We start from the raw sequence: 23,452 nt of genomic DNA on the forward strand, positions 1-23,452 counted from the left end.
CATTATCAGAGGCTTAAAAGGTAAAAAATTGCATCAAGGTCTACACTCAATCGAGGCTTCGTGCACACGGCTTTATCTGCCGCTGATGTTCTTCGCTCAATGTTCCTTCAGGTTTTATTCTGATTTCCCTGTTCAGGAGTGACGTTAAGAATGGCAAAAAAAGCATCCCCTAAATCCACAACTTCCGCCGAAACCCCAGCCGCCAAGCCCTCCACCGCGCCTCACAAGCAAGTGAATGTCGCCGTGGATGAGGGTGGCGTCAGGATCATTCATCCCTACAGCGATGGTGAAATCGTCAAAAGCTTCGACTCGGGGCACCAAACGCGGGTCCGGGAAGGTTTACCCGTGCCTTTGGGTGCAACTTGGGACGGTTTGGGGGTCAACTTCGCCCTATTCTCTGCCAATGCCACCAAAGTCGAGCTGTGCCTGTTCAACGATCAGGGCGAGCAGTATGACGTCATTGAGCTGCCGGAATACACCGACGAAGTCTGGCACGGCTATTTGCCCGACGCCCGCCCCGGCCTGCTGTATGCCTACCGGGTACATGGGCCTTATGACCCGCATAACGGCCACCGTTTTAACCCGGCCAAATTGCTGCTCGACCCTTATGCCAAGCAGATTGTCGGCGAGTTGAAATGGGACGATGCGCTGTTCGCCTACGACATGCAGAGCGACAAAAAGGACCTCCACCTCGACAATCGCGACAGCGCCGAATTTTTGCCGAAGTGCCGCGTGATTGACCCGGCCTTCTCCTGGGCCAGATCGCGCAAGAACCATATTCCGTGGGAAGAGACGCTGATTTATGAAACGCACGTGCGCGGCTACACCATGCGTCATCCGGCGGTGCCAGAACATCTGCGCGGTACCTTCTCAGGCTTGAGCACCCCGCAAATCGTTGATTACATTAAGTCGCTGGGCGTGACTTCGGTAGAGCTGATGCCGATCCACGCCTTTACCGACGACCGCCACTTGCAGGAGAAAGGGCTGCACAACTTCTGGGGCTACAACACCCTGAGTTTCTTCGCGCCGCACCCGCAATACATGGCGACCCACACGGTGAACGAATTCAAACAGATGATCGCCACCCTGCACGCGGCGGGCATTGAGGTGATCCTCGACGTGGTTTACAACCACACGGCGGAAGGCAACGAGCTTGGCCCGACCCTTTCTTTCAAAGGGATTGATAACGCCAGCTACTATCGCCTGATGCCGGACAATAAGCGTTATTACATCAATGACACCGGCACCGGCAACACCCTGAATCTGAGCCATCCGCGCGTGCTGCAAATGGTGACTGACTCCCTGCGCTACTGGGCGACCGAGATGCAGGTTGACGGTTTCCGCTTCGACCTGGCAACTATTCTGGGGCGTGAAAGTTATGGTTTTGATGAAGGCTGCGGCTTCCTCGACACCTGTCGTCAGGACCCGGTGCTCAGCCAGTGCAAACTGATAGCAGAGCCTTGGGACTGCGGCCCCGGCGGCTATCAGGTAGGCGGCTTCCCTCCCGGCTGGACCGAGTGGAATGACCGTTTCCGCGACTCCGTGCGCAAGTTCTGGCGTGGCGACGAAAGCCAGCTGGCGCAGTTCGCCACCCGGCTCTCTGGTTCTGCCGACCTATTTAACCATCGCGGCCGTAAGCCTTACGCCTCGGTGAACTTTATTACCGCCCACGACGGTTTCACCCTCAACGATTTAGTCTCTTATGAGAACAAACACAATGAGGCCAATGGTGAAGATGGTCAGGACGGCAGCGATAACAATATTTCCGCCAACTACGGGGTTGAAGGACCGACTGACGATCCGGCGATTAATGAGCTAAGGCTGCGGCAAATGCGCAATATGCTGGCGACGCTGCTGTTCTCACAGGGCACGCCGATGCTGCTGGCGGGCGATGAATTCGCCCGCTCGCAAAACGGCAACAACAACGCCTACTGTCAGGATACCGACATCGCCTGGGTAAACTGGAACATCGAGGATAAAGGCAAGTCGATGATCCTCTTTACCTATCGCCTGATTGCCCTGAGAAAGCGTTTCCCCATTCTGCACCGTGGGCGTTTCCTGACGGGTGCCGTGCATGAAAAGCTGAATGTGAAGGATGTGAGCTGGTTCCAGCCACGCGGCGAGGAGATGACCGACGAGGCTTGGGCCGATCCTCACGCCAAAAGCATCGCCATGCTGCTCGATGGCCGCGCACAGCCTACCGGGTTACTGCGCTACGGCTCGCTAAGTACCGTGCTGCTGTTGTTTAACGCCTCACATGAAGAGGTGGTGTTCACCTTACCGTCGGTGGCTCACGGCGAGAGCTGGCGGCACATTTTTGACACCTTCCAGCCGGATGATGTCAATGAGCACAACTTTGATTTTGGCCGGGAATACATCTGCCCGTCGCGCACCGTGGCGCTGTTCGAGCTAATAAGCGCCGGTAAGCACTCGGCGTAAAACGTTACGTCACAACATCAGGGCGCGAGTCAGACGATTCGCGCCCTATTTTTTGCCTGTCATTCGCCACTGATAGCTTCGCGCAGCGAATGACGCGCCCTCTCCAGCGCGGTTTCCCGGCCAATGGCGCTCATGCTGACGCCTTCGGCGGTGATCACGCTGACGTCATTCATACCCATCAGCGCCAGAATAGAAACTAAATAAGGTTCCTGAAAATCGTGCAGCCGCCCGGCTTCTGAGGAGTAAATCCCGCCACGCGATGAAGCCATAAACACTTTTTTATCCGTGACTAGGCCCTTAACCCCGCCGTGGGTATAGGTGAAAGTGATGCCCTTTTGCGAAATCTGATCGATCCAGGCTTTGAGGTTGCTGGAAATAGAATGGTTGTACATCGGCGCGCCAATCACAATGACGTCGCTGGCCATCACCTCTTCGATGGATTGATAAATGCCGTCGATTTCCTGTTGCAGCTCAGGGGTGATCGCCGTCTCTTTGGCGTCATGGAAAATGGTCATGGCTGCTGCTGATAAGTGCGGCGGCGGCGTGGTACCTACATCGCGATAACGCACGGCGGCGTCCGGGTTGATCTTCAGCAGTTCAGCGACAATCCACGCCGATAACTCGCGGGTGACGGAGGTTTCAACAAAGGGGCTGGAATCAATATGTAAGATTTTCATGCTGCGGCCTTAATTCGGGAGGGTGAATGGGCGCAGTCTAGTCGTTGTCGTAAAGTTGATAAATGCACATAATGGCAACATATCGTTGTGAAATAAGGACGACACCGTGCAAGACGATCTGAATGACATGGCTTACTTCGCCGCCGTGGTGCAGCATCAGGGGTTCACCGCCGCGGGGCGGGTGATCGGCGTGTCGAAATCGGTACTGAGTCGACGCATTGAGGCGCTGGAGGCTCGTCTGGGCGTGCGGCTGTTAAATCGCACCTCGCGGCACTTTTCCGTGACGGACATTGGCCTGCGTTATGCCCAAGAGTGTCGAAAAATGCTCGAGCAGGCTCAGGCCGCCCGGCAGGTGATTGACCAATCGCGGCAGTTCCCGCAAGGCTTTTTGCGCGTCACTGCCCCGGTGATGATGGCAGAAATCGTCCTCGCGCCGATTATTAGCCAATTTCTCAAGCTTTATCCGCAAGTGACCTGTGAAGTGCTGGCGATGAATCGCACCGTGGATCTGCTGGAGGAGAACATTGATGTGGCGATTCTCTCGCACAACGCGCCGCTGGAGAGCTCCTCGCTCTACCGTCGCGCTCTGGGGCAATTGAAAAATCTGTTGGTCGCCAGCCCTGAATTTATCGCCCAATGCTCCGTTGCGCCGAGTATCGACACCCTTGAGCAGTTGCCGGTGCTGACTCGCCATGCCACCACGCCGCGCAGTGAATGGCAGCTCCATCACGCCGAATTGGGCAGCCGAAGCGTGCAGGTGCAGTCCCGTTTGCGCAGCAATAATCTGCTGGTCATCAAGCAGGCCGCCATTGAGGGGCTGGGGATTGCGCTGATTTCAGAACACGTCTGCGCGGACGCGCTGGCAGAGGGAAAACTCGAGGTGGTGATGCAAGAGTGGCACACCGCGCCGTCGTATATTTCGGCGCTGTATGCCAATAAGAAAGGGCAATCCTCCGCCCTGCGCGCCTTTCTCGACTATTTAAGTCAGGCGATGGGGCGAGAGTGATTGTTGCAGTCCCACTACCTTAGCTTACTCAGGATCGCGCAAATACGCCTTAAACTGCGGGGTCATGTGCACCTCAAAGCCGTCCGGGGTTTTGGTGATCAGGTACACCGCCAGATGCTCTTTCTCTGCCAATGCCATGGCTTTTTTGGTGCCGAGCACCATCAGCCCGGTGTCCCAACCATCGGCCTCCAGCGCGGTAGAAGCAATCACCGTGGCGGAAACCAGCTTGTGGGTGATCGGATGGCCGGTCGCCGGGTCAATGATGTGCGACAGGCGCTTGCCGTCCAGCTCATAATAGTTGCGATAACTGCCCGACGTGCTGATGCCCATGCCCTGTAGATCCACAATGGCCTGCACTTCATTATCTTTATCCGTCGGCTTCTGAATCGCCACCTGCCAAGGATTGCCCTTCGGGTTGTGCCCGCGAGACACCACGGCGCCGCCGACGGACACCAGATAGTTGCTAATGCCGTTAGCTTCCATCAAACGCGCCAAATGGTCGGTGGCGTAGCCTTCGCCCACGGTGGACAGGTCGACATACATGTTCGGCATATCTTTTTGCAGATACTGACCGTCACTCTGCTGGATCACTTTCAGATGCTGTAAACCAATCTCCTGACGCGCGGCGGCAATTTGCTCATCGGTCGGCGTTTTGGTTGGCTGTTTTTGAGGGCCAAAGCCCCACAAATTGACCAACGGGCCGACGGTGATATCCATTTCGCCACCGGTTTTCTGCCCGATACGCAGCGAGGTCACAATGGCGTCAGCCATCCCCGCGCTGATGGGCTGCGGCGCGGTACCCAGATATTGGTTAAAGCGTGAAAGCACCGAGTCTTCTTTGTAGGTCGACATCTCGTGGTCATCTTCCGCCAGCTGCGCCTCAATCAGCTTACGCAGCTCGGGTTCGCGGCTCTTATCCACGCCTTGCAGGCTAACCCGGTAGAAAGTCCCCATGGTTTTGCCGTCGATGACCAGCGCATCTTTCGAAGAATTAGTGACGTTGTCACAGGATGAGAGCAGGCTTGCCCCGGCAATAACCCCCGCCAGGCTTAATGCCAGCGAGATTGAGGAACGCTTAAATTGGAACATGTAGTTGGCTCGCTAAAAAAACAAACCGCCTGCGGAGCAAGCGGTAAAAGTGTTGGGACAGTACGACATGTCACTTAAACAAGGAATTAACGACTGCGTTTCGCATGGCGTTCCCAGTTTTCTTGTTTGGCCTGCGCGGTTTTCTTCAGCGCGACATAACAGGCCCCGGCCCCGCCGTCTCGCTGTAGCGCGACGCTGAACGCCTGCACTTCATCGAGCTGCTTCAGCCATTTGGCGACATAACTTCTGACAATGTTGGCGTGGCTGTCATCGTCACGACCACGGCCATGGATAATCAGCAGCGTGCGTAAACTGTGGGTTTGTGACTCGCAGAAGAAGTTAAACAGCTCCTGACGACAGGTTTCGACCGGCTTTCTGAGCAGATTCAAACTGGCTTCTAACGGATATTTCCCCGCCCGCAGTTTATCCAACACGCCCTGCTGCACGCCGCTCTGTTTGTACTCCAACGGCTCATCAAAAGGCAGAATATCAAGAAAGCCGGTGGTGAAGGTGTTCTCTGGCCGCTCAGGTTCGGTTTCCACGCTATTCTTTGCCGCCGGATGCCCGCCGCTTTTGAGGTAAACCACGCGTTTATCGCTAGCCAGCGGCCTGACGTCGGCCATTTCCTGACTGAAGAGTTGCTCATCATCTTTCATCTAAACGCCCTCCGTTTACTCACTTAGTTTACCTAATTTTGCCCTTAGTAACAGTCCCGTGCTGTGGCCGCTAAGGGGCCGGTTTAGGCTGCTGAAACCTTTCTCCCTTGCTCTCGCAAGTCGCCCTTCGCCCAGTGAATCTGAATTTTCCGTATATACTGAATGATTAGGGAGCGAAATAATCATTCGTGATTGTATTCGGTTCCTTAATGAAATTGAGGAGAAATAATGCCGTACCTTGATGATTCCTTGATGGTTTTTACCGATCTCGATGGTTCTTTACTCGATCACGACAGCTACTCTTGGCAACCGGCACAAGGCTGGCTGGAGAAGTTAGCCCAGCACCAGATCCCGGTGATTATCACCACCAGTAAAACCTCGGCCGAAGTCTCCTCCTTGCAGCGTGATTTGCAGCTCAGTCACTTGCCTTTTATCGCGGAGAACGGGGCCTATATTCATCTCCCCGCCAGTGAGGGGCCGCAGCATCAGGTTATTGGTGCGGATTACCAGCGGGTGCGTGAAATTTTAGTTCAACTTCGCCAAAGGTACGATTTTGAGTTTCGCGGCTTTGGCGATGTCAGCCCGCAGCAAGTGGCGGACTGGACCGGACTGTCTCTCGACGATGCGAAGCTGGCTATGCAGCGCCAAGGCTCGGAGCCTTTAATGTGGTTTGGCAGTCAGCCGGATTTCGCCCATTTGGAAAAACTGCTGGCGGAGGAAGGCCTGGCGCTAACCCGCGGCGGTCGTTTCTGGCATGTCATGGGCCGCGAGGCGGGCAAAGGACAGGCGGTCAAGTGGCTGACTGAGCACTATCAGCAGCAGCGAAGTAAGCCGCTGGTGAGTCTGGGTCTGGGAGACGGCCCGAATGATATTTCCATGCTTGAAGCCGTTGATTTCGCGGTGGTTATCCGTGGAAAGCATGACCAAAAAATGCCGCTAAACAAGGCCGATAACAATATTTATCGCACCACTTTGTATGGTCCGGAAGGCTGGAAACAAGGGCTGGATCACTTTTTATCCTTTTGATTTTAATACTTTACTCATTTACGGGAGTGTTCTATGAGCGATTTTTATCAGGATGGCATCATTACCAATTTCCACAATCTGACTCGTCGCAAGACTGAAGAGCTGGAGTATGACCTGCAGGTCTTCTCCGGTCGTCGCTCAATGGGGCTTATTTTACCTTCGCTGTTCTCCGAGCTGGAAGGTCCGGCGCTGACCAAGATTGTTGATGAACTGACCCAAGTTCCCTATCTGGATGAGATTGTCATCGGCCTCGACCGAGCTGACCGCGAGCAATTTTTGTTTGCCCGTGAATTCTTCTCGCGCCTGCCGCAGCGGCATCGCATTTTGTGGAATGACGGCCCGCGCCTAAAAGCGCTGGATGAAGAGTTGCAACAGAAAGGCCTGTCGCCAATGGAGCCGGGCAAAGGCCGCAATGTCTGGTTCTGCGTCGGTTATACCCTCGCCTCGCGCCGTACCTCGGTGGTCGGGCTACACGATTGTGACATTGTCACTTATAATCGCGATATGCTGGCGCGCCTGATGTATCCGGTTGCCAACCCGAACTTCAACTATGACTTCTGCAAAGGCTATTATGCCCGCGTGGCGGACGGCAAATTTAACGGTCGCGTCGGCCGCCTGCTGGTCTTCCCGCTGCTCAAATCGCTGCAAAAGGTTTACGGCAACTCCGATTTCCTCGACTATCTGCGCACCTTCCGCTATCCGCTTTCTGGCGAGTTCGCTATGCGCACCCACGTGCTGAATGACCTGCGCATTCCGAGCGACTGGGGACTGGAGATTGGCGTGCTGTCAGAGATGCACCGCAATACCGCAACCAAGCGTATCTGTCAGGTGGATATCGCCGACAACTATGACCACAAACATCAGCCGATGTCGGAAGAAGATGCCAGCAACGGCTTGCAGCGTATGAGTATTGATATCACCAAGGCGCTGTATCGCAAGATGGCGGTGCTGGGGGTGAATATCACCAGCGAGTCCTTCCGTATTCTGAAAGCGACCTACTATCGCAACGCGCTGGATATGATTGACGGCTTTGAAAATGACGCACGGATGAACGGACTGTCCTTCGACCGCCATAACGAAGAGTCGGCCGTAGAGCTGTTCTCCAAAGCGATCATGGAGGCCGGTCAGGCCTTTGTGGATACGCCGAGTGAGAAACCCTTTATTCCGAGTTGGAGCCGCGTACAGTCGGCCTTCCCGGATATGCTCGATCGGCTGCATGACGCCGTTGAGTTAGATAATGAAGGTGATGTGTAAACCAAAAAGTCAGGGCGCCATAGCAGGCGCCCTTTTCAAGAGAATTTAACAAAAGAAAGTAACGGGACGCTTAGGCGTCCTGTTGTTTTTTACCGGGGAACAGGAAGCTGGCGACAATGCCCAGCGCCAACACGCCCAGCACCACGTACAGGCTGGTCATGGCGCTGATGTTGTAGCCGTGGTGCCACAGATGGTCGCTGGAGTTAAGCGCCAGTTTCACCGCCACGAAGAACAGCAGTGAAATTACCGATTTTTCCAGATGCACCAGATACTTGCGCAGCGCTTCCAGCACGAAATACATGGTGCGCAGGCCCAGCACGGCAAACATCATGGCCGAGTAGACAATCAGCGGCTCGCGGCTAACGGCAATTACCGCCGGCACGCTGTCAAAGGCGAACATTACGTCTGAGATCTCTACCACCGCAATACATAGCAGCAGCGGCGTGGCGTAACGCACCCCCTGCTTCACTTTAAAACTAAAATCTTTGTTCTCGGGCTTGGCCAGATCGGCTTCCACTTCCTGGCTGGTGACCAAAAATTTTGGACCAATCAACTTCGGATACACCGGGAAGAAACGACGCACCAGGCGGTTGGCGATGTGGTCGGAGTAGTCATCAGACTCTTCGTCGTCATTGCCCGCGCGCATCATCAAAATCGCGGTCCAGAGAATCACAATGGCGAAAACCATTTCAACCCAAGGTCCTAGCGCCAGCAGGCTGGTGCCAATCACCACGAAAATGCCACGGAAGACGATGGCGCCAATCACGCCCCAGTAGAGAATGCGATGGCGGTAGCCGTCCGGCACTTTGAACCATGCAAAAATCGCCATGATGACGAACAGATTGTCGACCGACAGCACCTGCTCTAAGGCATAGCCGGTGAGGAACAGGCTGGCGACCTCTTTACCGTGGTGATAATAGAGAAAACCGGCGAAAGAGAGTGAAACGGCGATCCAAAAGGTGGTCCACAGAGAGGCACTTTTCAGCCCGATAGGCTTGTGACTGCGATGAGCCAGAATATCAATAAGCAGCGCCGCGACGGCGACGACAACAAAAACGGCGGTGGTTTCCGGCGGGAATCCCAAAGAGACTGACTGCATTGCACTTCCTGATAAGTAAACAAAAGCTAAACGATTGTTGCATTGTAAGCGGTTGTGCTGATGTTGGGTATTGAAAGTCGAAAAATGCTATGGGTCATGCAATAATTCGCGACGCGTCTTGGTCTTTGTTGAAGAAACTGTCGGAAAACTGTCGGAGAAACCTATGTTGACGTTAAAGAGTGAGACTATCGCCACCCCGCTTGGTGAACTTGAGATCATCACCGATACCCAAGGCCAGCTGCGCGCTCTGGAGTGGGCGGATTTTCACTCGCGTTTGCTGCAACTGTTAGTACGCCATTATGGGCCTGACCATTCGTTAAATCCTTCCACAGCCTCAACCGCAAAATCTGCCGCTAAACCAGGTTTTTCCCTCCATCAAGATAATGTCGCGCAAAATATTCGCCAGCCAATCGAAGACTATTTCGCCGGAGACTTAGCCGCCATTGACACCCTGCCCGTTGCAACGGCCGGAACTGAATTCCAACGCACGGTGTGGAAGATGCTGCGCATAATTCCGTGCGGGCAAATTATGACTTATGGGCAGATGGCCGCACAGCTCGGCAACCCAGGCGCGTCAAGGGCCGTCGGGCTGGCAAATGGCTCCAATCCCATCAGCGTCGTGGTGCCTTGTCATCGGGTGATTGGCAGCAACGGAACGCTGACCGGCTATGCCGGTGGGGTGGAAAGAAAAAAATGGTTATTGGTGCATGAAGGTTATTTATTTGATCAACAAAATTCACTTTTTTAATACATTTAATCTAATTTAGATCTTATTGATTCTCGATTGACTTATTTTTTAGCAGTCGAGATCAAATAATAAGAAAAAAATCCCTTTAAAAATCGGGTATTTTAATAATTTAGCCCTTTTGGCCTATATTCCCCACTTATCAATTCTGGCAAAAGATGTTAAAATTGACCCATATCAATATTGCCAGAGTGAATCTATTATGATCCCGGAAAAACGTATTATTCGTCGTATCCAATCTGGTGGTTGTGCAATCCACTGCCAAGACTGCAGCATTAGTCAACTCTGCATTCCTTTCACGCTCAATGAGCACGAGTTGGATCAACTCGATAATATTATCGAAAGGAAGAAACCGATCCAGAAAGGCCAGGCGCTGTTCAAAGCAGGCGATGAGTTGAAATCCCTGTATGCCATCCGTTCCGGGACCATTAAGAGCTACACCATTACAGAACAAGGCGATGAGCAAATTACCGGCTTCCACCTCGCGGGTGATTTGGTTGGTTTTGACGCTATTGGCGGTTTAGAGCATCCGAGCTTCGCTCAGGCTTTAGAAACGTCCATGGTCTGTGAAATTCCTTTCGAAACCCTCGACGACCTGTCTGGCAAAATGCCTAATTTGCGTCAGCAAATGATGCGTTTAATGAGCGGCGAAATTAAGGGTGACCAGGATATGATCCTGCTGCTCTCGAAGAAAAATGCTGAAGAGCGTTTAGCGGCATTTATTTACAACCTGTCTCGTCGTTTTGCTGAACGTGGTTTTTCTCAGCGCGAATTCCGCCTGACCATGACCCGTGGTGATATTGGTAATTACCTTGGTTTAACGGTTGAAACTATCAGTCGTTTATTAGGCCGTTTCCAGAAATCGGAAATGCTTAGCGTGAAAGGTAAATATATCACTATTGAAAATCACGCGATGCTTTCCCAGCTGGCAGGTCACTCGGTACCCGTCACCGCGTAGCTCATAAGCTGCTCATAAATAAGTCCTCTCTCCGATCGGATCAGCAAAGGCAATAATTTGTTGATCCGACTCAATTTCTGCTCTGTCCGATTGCTTAATCTTGGTTTACTCTGTACTTAATACACTGAGCTATAACGCTGTTCAATCACAGGTGTTAAGGAGTTTCCTCATGGCTAAGTATCAGAACCTTCTGGTCGCAATTGACCCAAATCAGGATGACCAACCCGCCCTGCGACGCGCGGTTTATTTGGTCCAACGAAACGGCGGGCGCATTAAAGCCTTCCTGTCGATTTATGACTTCTCCTATGAAATGACCACCATGCTCTCTCCTGACGAGCGTTTAGCCATGCGTCAAAGCGTGATTAACGAACGTGCCGCGTGGATTGCAGAACAGGCCCACTACTACGTTGAAGCTGGCATTCCGATTGAAATCAAAGTGGTCTGGCACAACAAGCCATTCGAAGCCATTATTCAGGAAGTGATTGCCGGTGAGCACGACCTGCTGCTCAAGATGGCACATCAGCATGACCGCCTTGAGTCCGTAATTTTCACCCCGACGGACTGGAATCTGCTGCGAAAATGCCCTTGCCCGGTATGGATGGTGAAAGATCAGCCTTGGCCAGAAAGTGGCAAAGCGCTGGTGGCGGTCAACCTCTCCAGCGAAGAGCCTTACCACGACCCGCTCAACATCAAGCTGGTGAAAGAAACCATCGAGCTGGCGGACCACGTGAACCACACCGAAGTGCATCTGGTGGGCGCTTATCCGGTCACGCCAATTAATATCGCCATTGAGCTGCCTGATTTTGATCCGAGCGTTTACAACGACGCGATTCGCGGTCAGCACCTGATTGCGATGAAAGCTCTGCGGCAGAAATTCCAACTGGATGAGAAGTTCACCCACGTTGAAAAAGGCCTGCCGGAAGAAGTGATCCCAGATCTCGCTGAGCATCTACAAGCCGGCGTGGTGGTTATCGGCACTATCGGCCGCACCGGCCTGTCCGCCGCGTTTTTGGGGAATACCACCGAACAGGTGATCGACCATCTGAAATGCGATTTGCTGGCGATTAAGCCAGATGATTTTGAATGCCCTATTACTTCTGAAGATGTTGAAGAGCACGACGACGAATAACGGATTTTATTCACCGGGAAACGCCAAAGAAAAAGCCAGTTCATTACGAACTGGCTTTTTTGCTTTTACTGCGGGGAAACCGTCAAAGTGCGCGAAGAATATTCTCTACGCTCTCTTTCGCATCGCCAAACAGCATTTGGGTGTTGTCTTTGAAGAACAGCGGGTTCTGAACGCCAGCGTAGCCGGTATTCATTGAGCGTTTGAACACGATTACGTTCTGCGCTTTCCACACTTCCAGCACCGGCATACCGGCAATCGGGCTGCGCGGATCTTCCTGAGCCGCCGGGTTTACCGTGTCATTAGCACCAATGACCAGCACCACGTCGGTGTCGGTAAAGTCGTCGTTGATTTCGTCCATTTCCAGCACGATGTCATACGGCACTTTTGCCTCGGCCAGCAGCACGTTCATATGGCCCGGCAGACGCCCTGCCACCGGATGAATGCCAAAGCGAACTTTGATACCCAGGGCGCGCAGTTTGGCGGTGATATCCTGAACCGGATACTGCGCCTGCGCCACCGCCATACCATAGCCCGGTGTGATGATCACCGAGCTGGCGCTTTTCAGCATTTCCGCCACGTCTTCCGCACTGGCTTCGCGGTACTCGCCCATCTCTTCGGCATCGCCGGTAGAAGAGCCATCCGTACCAAAGCCGCCCGCGATCACGCTAATAAACGAACGGTTCATCGCTTTACACATGATAAATGACAGGATTGCACCGGAAGAACCCACCAAGGCACCCGTGACGATCAAAAGGTCATTGCTCAGCATAAAGCCGGCCGCCGCCGCTGCCCAACCTGAATAGGAGTTGAGCATGGAGACGACCACCGGCATGTCCGCGCCACCGATGGAAGAAACCAAATGCCAGCCGAACGCCAAGGCAATCAGTGTCATGATCAGCAGTGAGAACACCTGCAAACCGACGCTATCGGTGCGAACAAAAGTGACCATCAGCAGGAATGAAATCACCAATGCGGCCAGATTCAGCTTGTGGCGATGCGGCAAGGCGAGTGGCTTGGAAGAGATAATCCCGCGCAGTTTACCGAACGCAACGATGGAGCCGGTAAAGGTTACGGCCCCGATAAAGATACCTAAGAACACTTCGGTGAGATGGATGTTTTCCATTACCGAGTCCATGGCAACCGCGCCGTGGTCAAGGTAGCTGTTGAAGCCAACCAGCACCGCAGCAAGACCCACAAAGCTGTGAAGAATGGCAACTAGCTCCGGCATTTCGGTCATTTCGACTTTACGCGCCAGATAGATACCAATGGCCCCGCCAATCACCATCGCCACGATTATCCAGCCAACGTTGCCGGAATCAGGCCCAAGAATGGTGGCAATCAGCGCGATAGCCATCCCAGTGATGCCGTAGATATTGCCCTGTTTTGACGTTTCGTGTTTAGACAATCCAGCCAGGCTGAATATAAACAGAATAGCGGCAACGATATAGGCTGCTGTAACTAATCCCCCAGACATATGCTACCCCTTAATTCTTACGAAACATCTTCAGCATGCGCTGAGTGACGGTGAATCCGCCAAAAATATTGATACTGGCAATCAGAACCGCAACAAACGACAGGAAGCTAACCCAGCCTCCGTGACCAATTTGCAGCAGCGCGCCAACGACAATAATCCCTGAAATGGCATTGGTGACTGACATCAACGGCGTGTGCAGCGCGTGGCTAACGTTCCATACCACGTAATAACCCACCACGCAGGCCAGAGCGAACACGGTGAAGTGAGACAAGAACTCCTTCGGCGCGACGTTCGCCAGCCAGCCGAACAGGATGATTGCCACGGCCATGATGATGTATTTGGTGTAAGGCGACGCGGGCTTGGACTCGACTTTCTCCTGAGGCGCAGCCTGTTTGGCGGCCTGAGGCTGGGCGGAAACCTGAATCGGCGGTGCCGGCCAGGTGACTTCACCGGCTTTCACCACGGTCACGCCGCGCACCACGGTGTCTTCAAAATCGATCTCGATTTCACCGTTTTTCTCTTTGCACAGCAGCTTCAGCAAATTCACCAGGTTGGTGCCATACAGCTGGGAGGATTGCGTCGGTAAGCGGCTCGGTAAGTCGGTATAGCCAATGATTTTGACGCCGTTTGGCGTGGTAGTGATGGTGTCTGCGACCGTCAGCTCGCAGTTACCGCCGGTTTGCGCGGCAAGGTCAACGATGACGCTGCCCGGTTTCATTGACGCCACCATGTCGGCGGTGATCAATTTAGGTGCCGGACGGCCTGGGATCAGCGCGGTGGTGACGATGATATCCACTTCCGCCGCCTGCGCCGCGAACAGGGCCATTTCAGCTTTAATGAAGGCATCGGACATCACTTTGGCATAGCCGTCGCCGCTGCCCGCCTCTTCTTCGAAGTCCAGCTCGAGGAACTCCGCGCCCATACTTTGCACTTGCTCTTTCACTTCAGGACGGGTGTCGAAAGCGCGGACAATCGCGCCAAGGCTGCCCGCCGCGCCAATCGCCGCGAGGCCGGCGACGCCCGCACCGATGATCATCACTTTGGCAGGAGGCACTTTGCCTGCGGCGGTGATCTGCCCGGTGAAGAAACGGCCGAATTCGTGAGCGGCTTCAACAATCGCGCGGTAACCGGCGATATTGGCCATGGAACTCAGGGCATCCATGGATTGCGCACGGGAAATTCTCGGTACGGAGTCCATAGCCAGCGCGGTCACATTGCGCTCGGCCAGCTTCTGGATTAACTCGGCGTTTTGCGCAGGCCAGATAAAGCTGACCAGCGTTGAGCCGGGCTGCAGTTGGGTAATTTCATCGCCTTCTGGGGCATTAACCTTCAACACGATGTCGCTGTGCCAGACGTCAGCCGAACTGACAATTTGTGCCCCGGCCTGTATGTAGGCCGCGTCGTCAAAGCTTGCCAGTTTTCCGGCGTCTTGTTCAATGGCAACCGTAAAGCCGAGCTTTAGCAGCTGTTCCACCGTTTTCGGCGTTGCTGCGACTCGGGCCTCATTGGTCAACCGTTCTCTTGGTACACCAATACGCATAGTTATTCCCTTCACCCTTTTTATTGATGATTAACACGCCGACAGCGCTTTTTTATTGCTGAACCTGTCGAATTGTTACCGTACCGAAGTTAATATTTCCGACTGTTTATAACCTACTGAATTTGTGATTAATAATCTACGTATCGCAGTAATAGCCAGAGAATGAATGATTAATTCATGATGATGGGCAAGAAATTTGCCGCTAAGCGCTAAAAAATAGGGAGCCAATTAACGTTTTCGCAGCAGAACTGCCGCCGTTTGCCGAAAAGAAGAACATTCGGCTCCACGTCTAATCAGCCTTAAGGTTAGCAAAAGGTGAATAATTAACATTTATTTCACCTCTTGGAATATACCTAAAACTTATATAAGTTATGGGCTGAAAAAAAAGTGATGCAGGTAGCGGTTAGCAACATCATTAATGACATAAATTACTGAGACACTCGGTATTGTTACATGCAATAATCGGCCGCTAACCTGTTACACATCAAGAATTCAGCACGTTTCAACATTACTGCGCAAGGTGAAAGGATTTTTTATGAAGCTGACCAAAACGATCATCGCATCGGCTCTGTGTTTATCTTTAACGGCTATTTCCGCCTTGTCAGCAGCACAGGCAGCCCAGGAAATCGCTCCAGAAAAAGCAGCCGCCATCAAACCCTTTGATCGCATCGTAGTTTCCGGTCGTTTCAACACGCTGGGGGACGCGGCTGACGCCGTTTCTCGCCGTGCTGATGCACTGGGTGCAGATTATTTTTATATTCAAGACACAAACAGCTCAGGTAACAGCGGTAACTGGCGCGTCGTCGCGGACATCTATAAAAAAGATGCGGCCGAAGTCAGTAAGAAAACCACTTACCGTGAAATTAATGGCGTAAAAGAATTACCGAAAGAAGAGGCTTACCTGCTTGAGCCTTATGACACCGTGACCGTCAGCGGCTTCTACCGTAGCCAGCCAGACGTGAATGATGCCATCACCAAAGCCGCGAAAGAGAAAGGGGCTTACTCCTTCTTCATCGTGCGTCAGGTTGATGCCAACAGCGGTGGCAACCAGTACATTACGGCTTTCATCTACAAGAAAGATGCTGCAAAACGCGTCGTGCAGGATCCAGACGCTATCCCAGCTGATTCCGAAGCAGGTAAAGCCGCGCTGGCAGCTGGCGGTGCCGCGGCTAAGAAAGTGGAAATCCCAGGCGTCGCTTCTTCTGGTAGCCCAAGCCGTTCCGTGGGTCGCTTCTTCGAAACTCAATCTTCCACCGGGCAGCGTTATACCGTAACGGCGACCAACGGCGCGAAGATTCAGGAAGTGAACAACGTGACTGCAGCACAGATGGCTCCGTTTGATTCCATCACTTTCACCGGCCACTTCAACAGCATCACCGACGTCTCTCAAGAAGTGGCGAACCGTGCAGCAGCCAAAGGCGCGAAGTTCTATCACATCACTCGCCAGTGGCAAAACAAGAGTGGTGGTAACCTGACGGTTAGCGCTGACTTGTTCAAATAATTACCGCGTTAGAAATAACAAAAGGCAGCCTGCGGGCTGCCTTTTTGCTAACGCTCTTTTACTCAATATCTTTATATTGTTACGGCCAACATCAACCTAAACGACGTTTAATGCTGATGCACAGGCTGCAGAATTTCCACGCGCAAATGGTCATTACTTTGCACTAGCTGCAAGCTATGTTTGCATTCGCTTTTTATGGTATTCAACTGCTCATCGTTAAGCGCATAGGGCAAATTAATATCCACGCTATAAAGCCCCTGCTGTTCCGCCAATTCAATTAAACGCACAATATTGGTTTCATCGCTTACCTGCGTCGAAACCACTTGTAGCGCTAAACTTCTCAGGCGCTCCTGCTTAGATTTTTCTTGTGAGGTGCGGGATCGAAGTACCATGCCGAAGAAAGGCAGCACTCCATAAATCGCGTCGATAAAGCTCCACTGCTTTTTGCATGATGCAGAAAGGTATTCCATGTAATCGAAGGAAGCTTTTTCACTGCGCACATCGGGTATCAGGCGATTATCGCTCATCCCCTATTCCTCTCCTGGCCAGTGTTAGGACGGTTAAACGCACGAAGAATGAATCAGTTAATATAATGCAGCGTAATATATTTCGTTAAGTATATTCGCCTCTATAATGGCATATTTCACGAAGCGTGCGCTAGTCGGTTGAGCGGGCAAAACGCAATACTGTGTCGCATAATGTGAATGTTAAAATATTGTCAGTTTTTCTACGTTTGTCTCTACAAAAGGGTCGCAAACTCTGAAAAACTGTCACTTCCTATTACGCATGTCTTGTAGCCATAGCCTGTGTCTGCGGCTATGCTGACCATCGGATAATAATAAACAGCAATCCAATGAATAAAATCGTTTTTGTAGAAGATGATCCAGAAGTCGGTAACCTGATTGCGGCCTATTTAGGCAAACACGACATTGAAGTGTTAGTCGAACCCCGTGGTGACACCGCGCAGGATCGCATCGCGCGTGAAAAGCCCGATTTAGTTTTGCTAGATATCATGCTGCCCGGCAAAGATGGCATGACCCTCTGCCGCGACCTGCGCCCTACTTACAGCGGCCCCATCGTGCTGCTGACCTCCCTTGACAGCGACATGAACCACATTCTGTCGCTGGAAATGGGCGCTAACGATTACATCCTCAAAACCACGCCGCCTGCCGTATTACTGGCTCGCCTGCGCCTGCACTTGCGCCAGCATGCGCCGCAATCGGCGGGTGAAGAAAAACCGGCCAGCAAATCCTTGCAGGGTGGCAATGCGCTGCACTTCGGCCAACTCTGTATTGATCCTGTGAACCGCGAAGTGACGCTGGTCGATGAAGTGATTGTTCTCTCCACGTCTGACTTTGACTTGTTATGGGAATTGGCAACTCACGCCGGTCGCATTATGGACCGCGAGGCCCTGCTGCTAAACCTGCGCGGCGTCAGCTATGATGGCTTAGATCGCAGCATCGACGTGGCGATTTCGCGGTTACGCCGCAAGCTTTACGACAACGCCCTCGAGCCGTTCCGCATTAAAACCATTCGTAATAAAGGTTACCTTTTCGCCCCTAATGCCTGGGAGACAGGACAGGAATGAGAAAGCTTTTCATCCAGTTTTTCCTGCTGTTGCTGGTCTGTTTCCTGGTGATGACCATGCTGGTCGGTCTGGTTTATAAAGTCACCGCCGAGCGAACCGGGCGCCAGTCTCTCAACGACTTGATGAAAAGCTCGCTGTACTTAATGCGCAGCGAACTGCGCGAAATCCCCATTAAGGATTGGAATAAGACCATCAACACGCTGGATCTTAACCTCTCTTTTAAGCTGCACATTGAGCCTTTGGGCAAACGGGTTCTTAGCCCTGAACTGGATAAGCGCCTGAAAGATGGTGAAATTATCGCGCTCGATGACGAATATACCTTTATTCAACGCGTGCCGCGCAGTCACTACGTCTTGGTAGTCGGCCCTATTCCCTATCTGTTCTACATGCACGAGATGCGTATTCTGGATCTGGTGGTCATGATGCTGATCGGCCTGTCGCTCGCCCTGCCGGTCTTCTTGTGGATGAGCCCGCACTGGAAGGATTTGCTTAAGCTTGAAAAGTCGGCCCAAAGGCTGGGCAATGGCTATCTGGACGAGCGAACCAATTTTGATTCCACCTCAAGTTTGAATCGTTTAGGCATTGCCTTTAACCAGATGGCGGACAACATCAACACGCTGATCGCCAGTAAGAAGCAGCTGATTGACGGCATCGCCCACGAATTGCGTACCCCACTGGTGCGTCTGCGCTACCGTCTGGCGATCAGTGAAAACCTGCCAGAAGCCGAGCAGCAGGCCATTAACCGCGATATCGGCCAGCTCGAATCTCTCATCGACGAACTGCTGACCTACGCGCGTCTGGACCGACCGCAGGTTGCGCTTAATCTTGAGAAAGTAAATCTGGCAGACTGGCTGGCGGATAAGGTTGATGACTTCCGCCTGATCAACGCCGAGCGCGGCATCACCCTGTCGGTGCCAGAAGGCGTAGATTTCGGCGGGGTTGATTTACGTTTAATGGAGCGCGTGCTGGATAACCTGGTGAACAACGCCCTGCGCTATGCTAACGACAAAATCCACATCAGCCTGTGGCTGGACGGCGAGAACGCCAGTTTGCAGGTGGAAGATGACGGACCGGGCATCCCGGAGGAAGAGCGCATTCGCGTTTTCGAGCCGTTTGTGCGCCTGGACCCAAGTCGCGACCGCGCTACCGGCGGCTGTGGCTTAGGGCTGGCCATTGTTCACTCGATTGCCGTGGCGTACCAAGGCCGCGTCAGCGTGGAGTCCAGCCCATCATTCGGCGGGGCTTGCATACGTTTCAGCTGGCCTGCCAAAACCGTTTTTAATCTCAATACAGAACCACGCTAAAAATAATTTCGAAGGAAGTAAATAATGACAACAGCTTATTCACAACTGCGCAGTACCTTTGCCCGCCTGTCCCGCTTTAACCATCTTTCCGCCATCGCTGGCTGGGATATGGCCGCAATGATGCCGCCCGCCGGTAGCAAAGCGCGCTCTGAAGCATTGGCTGAGCTGAGCGTTTTGTCTCACCAGATTTTGACCGCAAAACAGGTTGGCGACTGGCTGGAACAGGCCGAAAGCGAAGACCTGAACGATCTCGAGCGTGCCGACCTGCGCGAGATGCGTCGTAAATATCAGCAATCCGCCGTGCTGCCTGAAAGCCTGGTTGAAGAGAAATCCTTGGCGGGCGCACGCTGCGAACACGCTTGGCGCGTGCAGCGCAAAGGCAATGACTGGGAAGGTTTTGCAGAGAACCTTCGTGAAGTCGTTCGCCTGAGCCGTCAGGAAGCGAAGTTGCGCTCAGAAGCGACGGGCGTCGGCCTGTATGACTCCCTGCTCGACATGTACGAGCCGGGAATGACTTCCGCCAAACTGGACGTGCTGTTCGGCGACCTGAAAACCTGGCTGCCAAATCTGCTAAAAACCGTGGTTGAGAAGCAGAAATCAGAAACGCGTATCACGCCAGTTGGTCCGTTTGATATTGAGAAACAGCGTCAACTGGGCCTGCAAGTAATGGCACGCCTGGGCTTCAACTTTGACGCCGGTCGTCTGGACGTCAGCGCTCACCCGTTCTGCGGCGGTGTGCCAGAGGACGTACGCATCACCACGCGCTACAACGAACACGAATTCCTCAGCGCCATGATGGGCGTCATCCATGAAACTGGCCACGCGCGCTACGAGCAGAACCTGCCGAAAGAGTGGCTTGGCCAGCCGGTATCCAACGCGCGCTCAATGGGCGTGCACGAGTCGCAAAGCCTGCTGTTTGAAATGCAATTGGGTTGCAGCGAACCTTTCCTGAAATCAATCTACCCTTTGGTTATCGAGCAGTTCGGTCAGCGCGAAGGCTTAGACGAGAGCAACTTCATCAAGCTTAATCAGCGCGTTGAGGCAGGCCTTATCCGCGTTGATGCCGATGAAGTGAGCTATCCGGCGCACGTGATCCTGCGTTATGAAATCGAAAAAGCGCTGATTGAAGGTGAGATCGAAGTCGAAGACATCCCTGCTCTTTGGAACAGCAAGATGAAGGAATATCTGGGCATCGACACCGTGGGCAACTACCGCGACGGCTGTATGCAGGATATTCACTGGACCGACGGCGGCTTCGGCTACTTCCCAACCTATACTTTGGGCGCCATGTACGCAGCACAGCTGTTCCAGTGCGCCAACCACGCGATCCCAACTCTGCAAGATGATATCGCCCGTGGCGACCTGACCGCCCTGTTCCAGTGGTTGCAGCAGAACATCTGGCAGCACGGCAGTCGTTTCACTACCGACCAGCTGATTCAGAATGCCACCGGCGAGACGTTGAATCCGGCGTATTTCCGCAAACATTTGGAAAATCGTTATTTGTAGGTTTTGCCTAAGCGAATAGCTTTGGAATTTGGCTTTGCTCCTCTGAGAGGAGAAGGCTAGGATGGGCGTGACTTAAATCACGCCCCATTCAGCAAACCTCGCCCCAGCCCTCTTCTTAAAAAGGAGAGGAAGTAAAACCACCCTTCCTGCTAAGAATCCTCTCAATAAATCTTCCAGATCCCATGATTTCTCAAGGATTTGCGGTGCCACAGAGTGTTCAAGTACATAAACAACATTGTATGTTGTAACTAAATACAGGTTTCTCTACGTACAGAAGTTGACAAAACCGAAGTAACCCATTGATTTTATTGCCGTATGGAGTTTGTACAAAGCGTTACACGCCGACACCAATCACTCACTTACAAAGCAGACTGCCGCGCCTACTATTCTCCTACCGGCCCCGCAGTGGGGTGGACATATAAACGAACATTCTGAGGAATTTAAGATGAAAAAAGTATTAGCTCTGGTTGTTGCCGCTGCAATGGGTCTGTCTTCTGTAGCTTTCGCTGCTGACACTACTGCTGCACCAGCTCCTGCTGCTGCTCCTGCTGCAACTACCGCTGCTCCAGCGGCTGCTGCTCCAGCTGCAAAAGCACCAACTAAGCATGCTGTAAAGCATAAGAAAGCACACAAGAAAGCTGCTCAGAAAGCGCAAGCTGCTAAGAAACACAAAAAAGCTAAGAAAGCTGCCCCAGCACAGAAAGCCCAGGCTGCTAAAAAACACGTGAAACATGCTAAGAAAGCCGCTCCAGCACAGAAAGCTCAGGCTGCTAAAAAGCACGTAAAACACGCTAAGAAAGCTGCTCCAGCGCAGAAAGCTCAGGCTGCTAAAAAACACGTGAAACACGCTAAGAAAGCTGCTCCAGCTGCTAAATAAGTAAGACTTTTGGTGAGTGATTCCACTCCCTTAGAGTAAGACTGAATATTAACACCCGGTTCGCCGGGTGTTTTTTTCTCCAGTTTTCAGATTGAGGTATTGATGGAAGATGCTGCGCCGATACCTGTTCGAAATCACCCTTAGCGCACTGATACTGTGCGGTTTAATTACCCTGTTCTTCTACTTGTGATATCACCTGAACAAAATCCCTCCGGTGATCACACCGCCAGTTGCAAGCGTCTATAATCACTCCATAATATACGATTCAAGGGATTTCCCTGCTTTCAAGGTCAGAATGTTATGCGCATCGCGTTACCTTTAGTTTTGAGCCTTTTTTGTTGCACCATTTCCTCTGTTCATGCGGACGTTCCTGAACCCGATTCAGATTCCGATGCGCCAACCATAAGTTTGAAAGAAAAGACTGCCCTGTTCTTTGGTCACGATCATCGCACCGCCGTCGCCAATACCAGCGAATGGCCGTGGCAAGCCATCGGACAGATTGAAACCGAAAGTGGCAATCTGTGTACGGCAACGCTGATATCCAAGCATCTGGTGTTAACCGCCGGGCACTGCGTGCTGGCTCCTCCGGGCAAGATTGATAAAGTCGTGGCACTGCGTTTTATTTCTCACAAGCAAAAATGGCGTTATCAGGTCACGGCGTTAGAAACGCTGGTTGACCCAAAGTTAGGCAAAAAGCTGAAAGCCGATGGCGAAGGTTGGATTGTGCCCTCTAAAGCCGCCGCGTTTGACTTTGCGCTGGTTCGCCTGACGGATGAGAATATCGCCCTGCCGATCACCCCGCTGCCGCTGTGGGAAGGCACCCGCGACCAGCTTACTGCCGCGCTGAAGCAGAATGGCCGTAAGATCACGCAGGCGGGTTATCCGGAAGATCATCTGGATGATTTATACAGCCATCAAAACTGCCTGATCACCGGCTGGGCGCAGCCTGGCGTGCTGTCGCACCGTTGTGACACCCTGCCCGGCGACAGTGGCTCGCCGTTGTTATTAAAAACCGGCGATAAATGGGCGCTGATTGGTATTCAAAGCTCGGCCCCGGCGGCGCAAGACCGCTATTTAGCGGACAACCGCGCACTGGCCGTTCCAGCCATCCGCGACGCCCTGAATAAGCTCTCGTCAGGTGCCGTCAGCGCCATGCCTGCTGCGCAATAATTGCCGGTAAAGGTGCAAAAAAAAACCTAAGTCACACAAGTGGCTTAGGTTTTTTTTATTGGCGCTGCGGCGAGTTAGGCGTCAGCTTTCAACATATAAATGCAGGAAGTCACCGTACTGCCGTCGGTGGTGGTCACTTCGACCAGCACGCGCTCGTAGCCCTCGCCTTCGAAATCATCCAGAATCTGCCAGTTTTCAGCGAGCTTTTCAGAGCTGAAGACAAAGCCATTGACCCGGTTGCCGCTGTCATCAAGCACAATCCCCGGAAAGCCCATTTCAGCCCCCCAGCCTTTGTGCAGCAGGGTTCCCCCTACGTGCCCTTCTTGCCAACTGCCGCCAATCCCCTCGAGTACGTGGGCGTTTGGGCGACCTGGGCCTAAAGTGCCATAAACGAATAACGTGGCCATCTTCACT

21 protein-coding genes are annotated in these 23,452 nt (G+C 52.8%); 13 read left to right on the plus strand and 8 right to left on the minus strand.

Annotation, left to right across the window (positions count from 1 at the left end):
* The first annotated feature begins 150 nt into the window (after positions 1-150).
* Positions 151-2,439 (plus strand): glycogen debranching protein GlgX, encoded by a 2,289-nt coding sequence (glgX, locus tag ACT3RT_RS13585; protein WP_496203137.1) that lies wholly within the window; start codon positions 151-153, stop codon positions 2,437-2,439.
* A gap of 59 nt (positions 2,440-2,498) precedes the next feature.
* Here glgX and ACT3RT_RS13590 read toward each other — a convergent pair whose 3' ends face one another.
* A complete protein-coding gene (locus tag ACT3RT_RS13590; protein ID WP_496203138.1) occupies positions 2,499-3,116 on the minus strand; it encodes an FMN-dependent NADH-azoreductase in 618 nt (205 codons plus the stop codon).
* 106 nt (positions 3,117-3,222) lie between these two features.
* On the opposite strand from ACT3RT_RS13590, the gene ACT3RT_RS13595 reads away from it, so the two are divergent.
* Complete coding sequence (locus tag ACT3RT_RS13595) at positions 3,223-4,122, plus strand: LysR substrate-binding domain-containing protein (RefSeq protein ID WP_496203139.1); 900 nt, start codon at positions 3,223-3,225, stop codon at positions 4,120-4,122.
* 24 nt (positions 4,123-4,146) lie between these two features.
* Here ACT3RT_RS13595 and apbE read toward each other — a convergent pair whose 3' ends face one another.
* Together apbE and smrA are read right to left on the minus strand one after the other, a co-directional pair.
* Positions 4,147-5,211: an FAD:protein FMN transferase ApbE gene (gene apbE / locus ACT3RT_RS13600; protein ID WP_353502076.1), complete on the minus strand. Its 1,065-nt coding sequence runs from the start codon at positions 5,209-5,211 to the stop codon at positions 4,147-4,149.
* A gap of 86 nt (positions 5,212-5,297) precedes the next feature.
* On the minus strand, positions 5,298-5,867 hold the full coding sequence (smrA, locus tag ACT3RT_RS13605; protein WP_353502077.1) for a DNA endonuclease SmrA: 570 nt from the start codon (positions 5,865-5,867) through the stop codon (positions 5,298-5,300).
* Positions 5,868-6,095: 228 nt separating this feature from the next.
* Here smrA and ACT3RT_RS13610 point away from each other — a divergent pair, with 228 nt between their 5' ends.
* Positions 6,096-6,893: a mannosyl-3-phosphoglycerate phosphatase-related protein gene (locus tag ACT3RT_RS13610; protein ID WP_496203140.1), complete on the plus strand. Its 798-nt coding sequence runs from the start codon at positions 6,096-6,098 to the stop codon at positions 6,891-6,893.
* Between the two features lie 33 nt (positions 6,894-6,926).
* On the plus strand, positions 6,927-8,147 hold the full coding sequence (locus tag ACT3RT_RS13615) for a glycosyltransferase family protein (protein WP_353502079.1): 1,221 nt from the start codon (positions 6,927-6,929) through the stop codon (positions 8,145-8,147).
* 70 nt (positions 8,148-8,217) lie between these two features.
* On the opposite strand, the gene ACT3RT_RS13620 is transcribed toward ACT3RT_RS13615, so the two are convergent.
* Positions 8,218-9,246, minus strand: a complete 1,029-nt coding sequence (locus ACT3RT_RS13620; RefSeq protein WP_353502080.1) for a TerC/Alx family metal homeostasis membrane protein — start codon at positions 9,244-9,246, stop codon at positions 8,218-8,220.
* A 163-nt stretch (positions 9,247-9,409) separates the two neighbouring features.
* On the opposite strand from ACT3RT_RS13620, the gene ogt reads away from it, so the two are divergent.
* The 3 genes from ogt (at position 9,410) to uspE (ending at position 12,078) form a co-directional block, all read left to right on the plus strand.
* Positions 9,410-9,994, plus strand: coding sequence for a methylated-DNA--[protein]-cysteine S-methyltransferase (gene ogt, locus ACT3RT_RS13625; protein WP_496203141.1), 585 nt, complete (start codon positions 9,410-9,412; stop codon positions 9,992-9,994).
* 199 nt (positions 9,995-10,193) lie between these two features.
* The gene (gene fnr / locus ACT3RT_RS13630; protein ID WP_353502081.1) at positions 10,194-10,949 is read left to right on the plus strand and encodes a fumarate/nitrate reduction transcriptional regulator Fnr; all 756 of its coding nucleotides are present in this window, start codon (positions 10,194-10,196) and stop codon (positions 10,947-10,949) included.
* Positions 10,950-11,118: 169 nt separating this feature from the next.
* Positions 11,119-12,078, plus strand: a complete 960-nt coding sequence (uspE, locus tag ACT3RT_RS13635; protein WP_034790525.1) for a universal stress protein UspE — start codon at positions 11,119-11,121, stop codon at positions 12,076-12,078.
* 82 nt (positions 12,079-12,160) lie between these two features.
* Here the strand turns inward: uspE and pntB are convergent, their stop codons facing one another.
* Both pntB and pntA read right to left on the minus strand, forming a co-directional pair.
* Positions 12,161-13,552 (minus strand): Re/Si-specific NAD(P)(+) transhydrogenase subunit beta, encoded by a 1,392-nt coding sequence (gene pntB / locus ACT3RT_RS13640; protein ID WP_396130674.1) that lies wholly within the window; start codon positions 13,550-13,552, stop codon positions 12,161-12,163.
* 10 nt (positions 13,553-13,562) lie between these two features.
* Entirely contained in the window at positions 13,563-15,092 is a 1,530-nt protein-coding gene (gene pntA, locus ACT3RT_RS13645; RefSeq protein ID WP_396130673.1) for a Re/Si-specific NAD(P)(+) transhydrogenase subunit alpha, read from the minus strand.
* A gap of 535 nt (positions 15,093-15,627) precedes the next feature.
* Between pntA and ydgH the strand changes: the two genes are divergently transcribed.
* Entirely contained in the window at positions 15,628-16,593 is a 966-nt protein-coding gene (gene ydgH / locus ACT3RT_RS13650) for a DUF1471 family protein YdgH (protein ID WP_485900547.1), read from the plus strand.
* A gap of 107 nt (positions 16,594-16,700) precedes the next feature.
* Here ydgH and ACT3RT_RS13655 read toward each other — a convergent pair whose 3' ends face one another.
* A complete protein-coding gene (locus ACT3RT_RS13655) occupies positions 16,701-17,120 on the minus strand; it encodes a hypothetical protein (protein WP_353502086.1) in 420 nt (139 codons plus the stop codon).
* 326 nt (positions 17,121-17,446) lie between these two features.
* Between ACT3RT_RS13655 and rstA the strand changes: the two genes are divergently transcribed.
* The 5 genes from rstA to ACT3RT_RS13680 all read left to right on the plus strand — a co-directional run bounded on the left by rstA (position 17,447) and on the right by ACT3RT_RS13680 (position 23,038).
* Positions 17,447-18,181 (plus strand): two-component system response regulator RstA, encoded by a 735-nt coding sequence (gene rstA / locus ACT3RT_RS13660; protein ID WP_353502087.1) that lies wholly within the window; start codon positions 17,447-17,449, stop codon positions 18,179-18,181.
* Entirely contained in the window at positions 18,178-19,485 is a 1,308-nt protein-coding gene (gene rstB / locus ACT3RT_RS13665) for a two-component system sensor histidine kinase RstB (RefSeq protein WP_396130670.1), read from the plus strand. The genes rstA and rstB overlap by 4 nt, the downstream gene beginning before the upstream one ends.
* A 24-nt stretch (positions 19,486-19,509) precedes the next feature.
* Entirely contained in the window at positions 19,510-20,991 is a 1,482-nt protein-coding gene (locus tag ACT3RT_RS13670) for a carboxypeptidase M32 (protein WP_353502089.1), read from the plus strand.
* A 445-nt stretch (positions 20,992-21,436) separates the two neighbouring features.
* Complete coding sequence (gene asr, locus ACT3RT_RS13675) at positions 21,437-21,868, plus strand: acid resistance repetitive basic protein Asr (protein WP_034790559.1); 432 nt, start codon at positions 21,437-21,439, stop codon at positions 21,866-21,868.
* Between the two features lie 300 nt (positions 21,869-22,168).
* Positions 22,169-23,038 carry a trypsin-like serine peptidase gene (locus ACT3RT_RS13680; protein ID WP_485900551.1) on the plus strand — a complete coding sequence of 290 codons (870 nt, stop codon included), beginning with the start codon at positions 22,169-22,171 and terminating at the stop codon, positions 23,036-23,038.
* A gap of 74 nt (positions 23,039-23,112) precedes the next feature.
* Here the strand turns inward: ACT3RT_RS13680 and ACT3RT_RS13685 are convergent, their stop codons facing one another.
* A complete protein-coding gene (locus ACT3RT_RS13685; protein WP_496203142.1) occupies positions 23,113-23,445 on the minus strand; it encodes a gamma-glutamylcyclotransferase family protein in 333 nt (110 codons plus the stop codon).
* Positions 23,446-23,452: the final 7 nt, after the last annotated feature.

This window comes from Ewingella sp. AOP9-I1-14 (genome assembly GCF_052375995.1).
GTDB lineage: Bacteria > Pseudomonadota > Gammaproteobacteria > Enterobacterales > Enterobacteriaceae > Ewingella > Ewingella allii.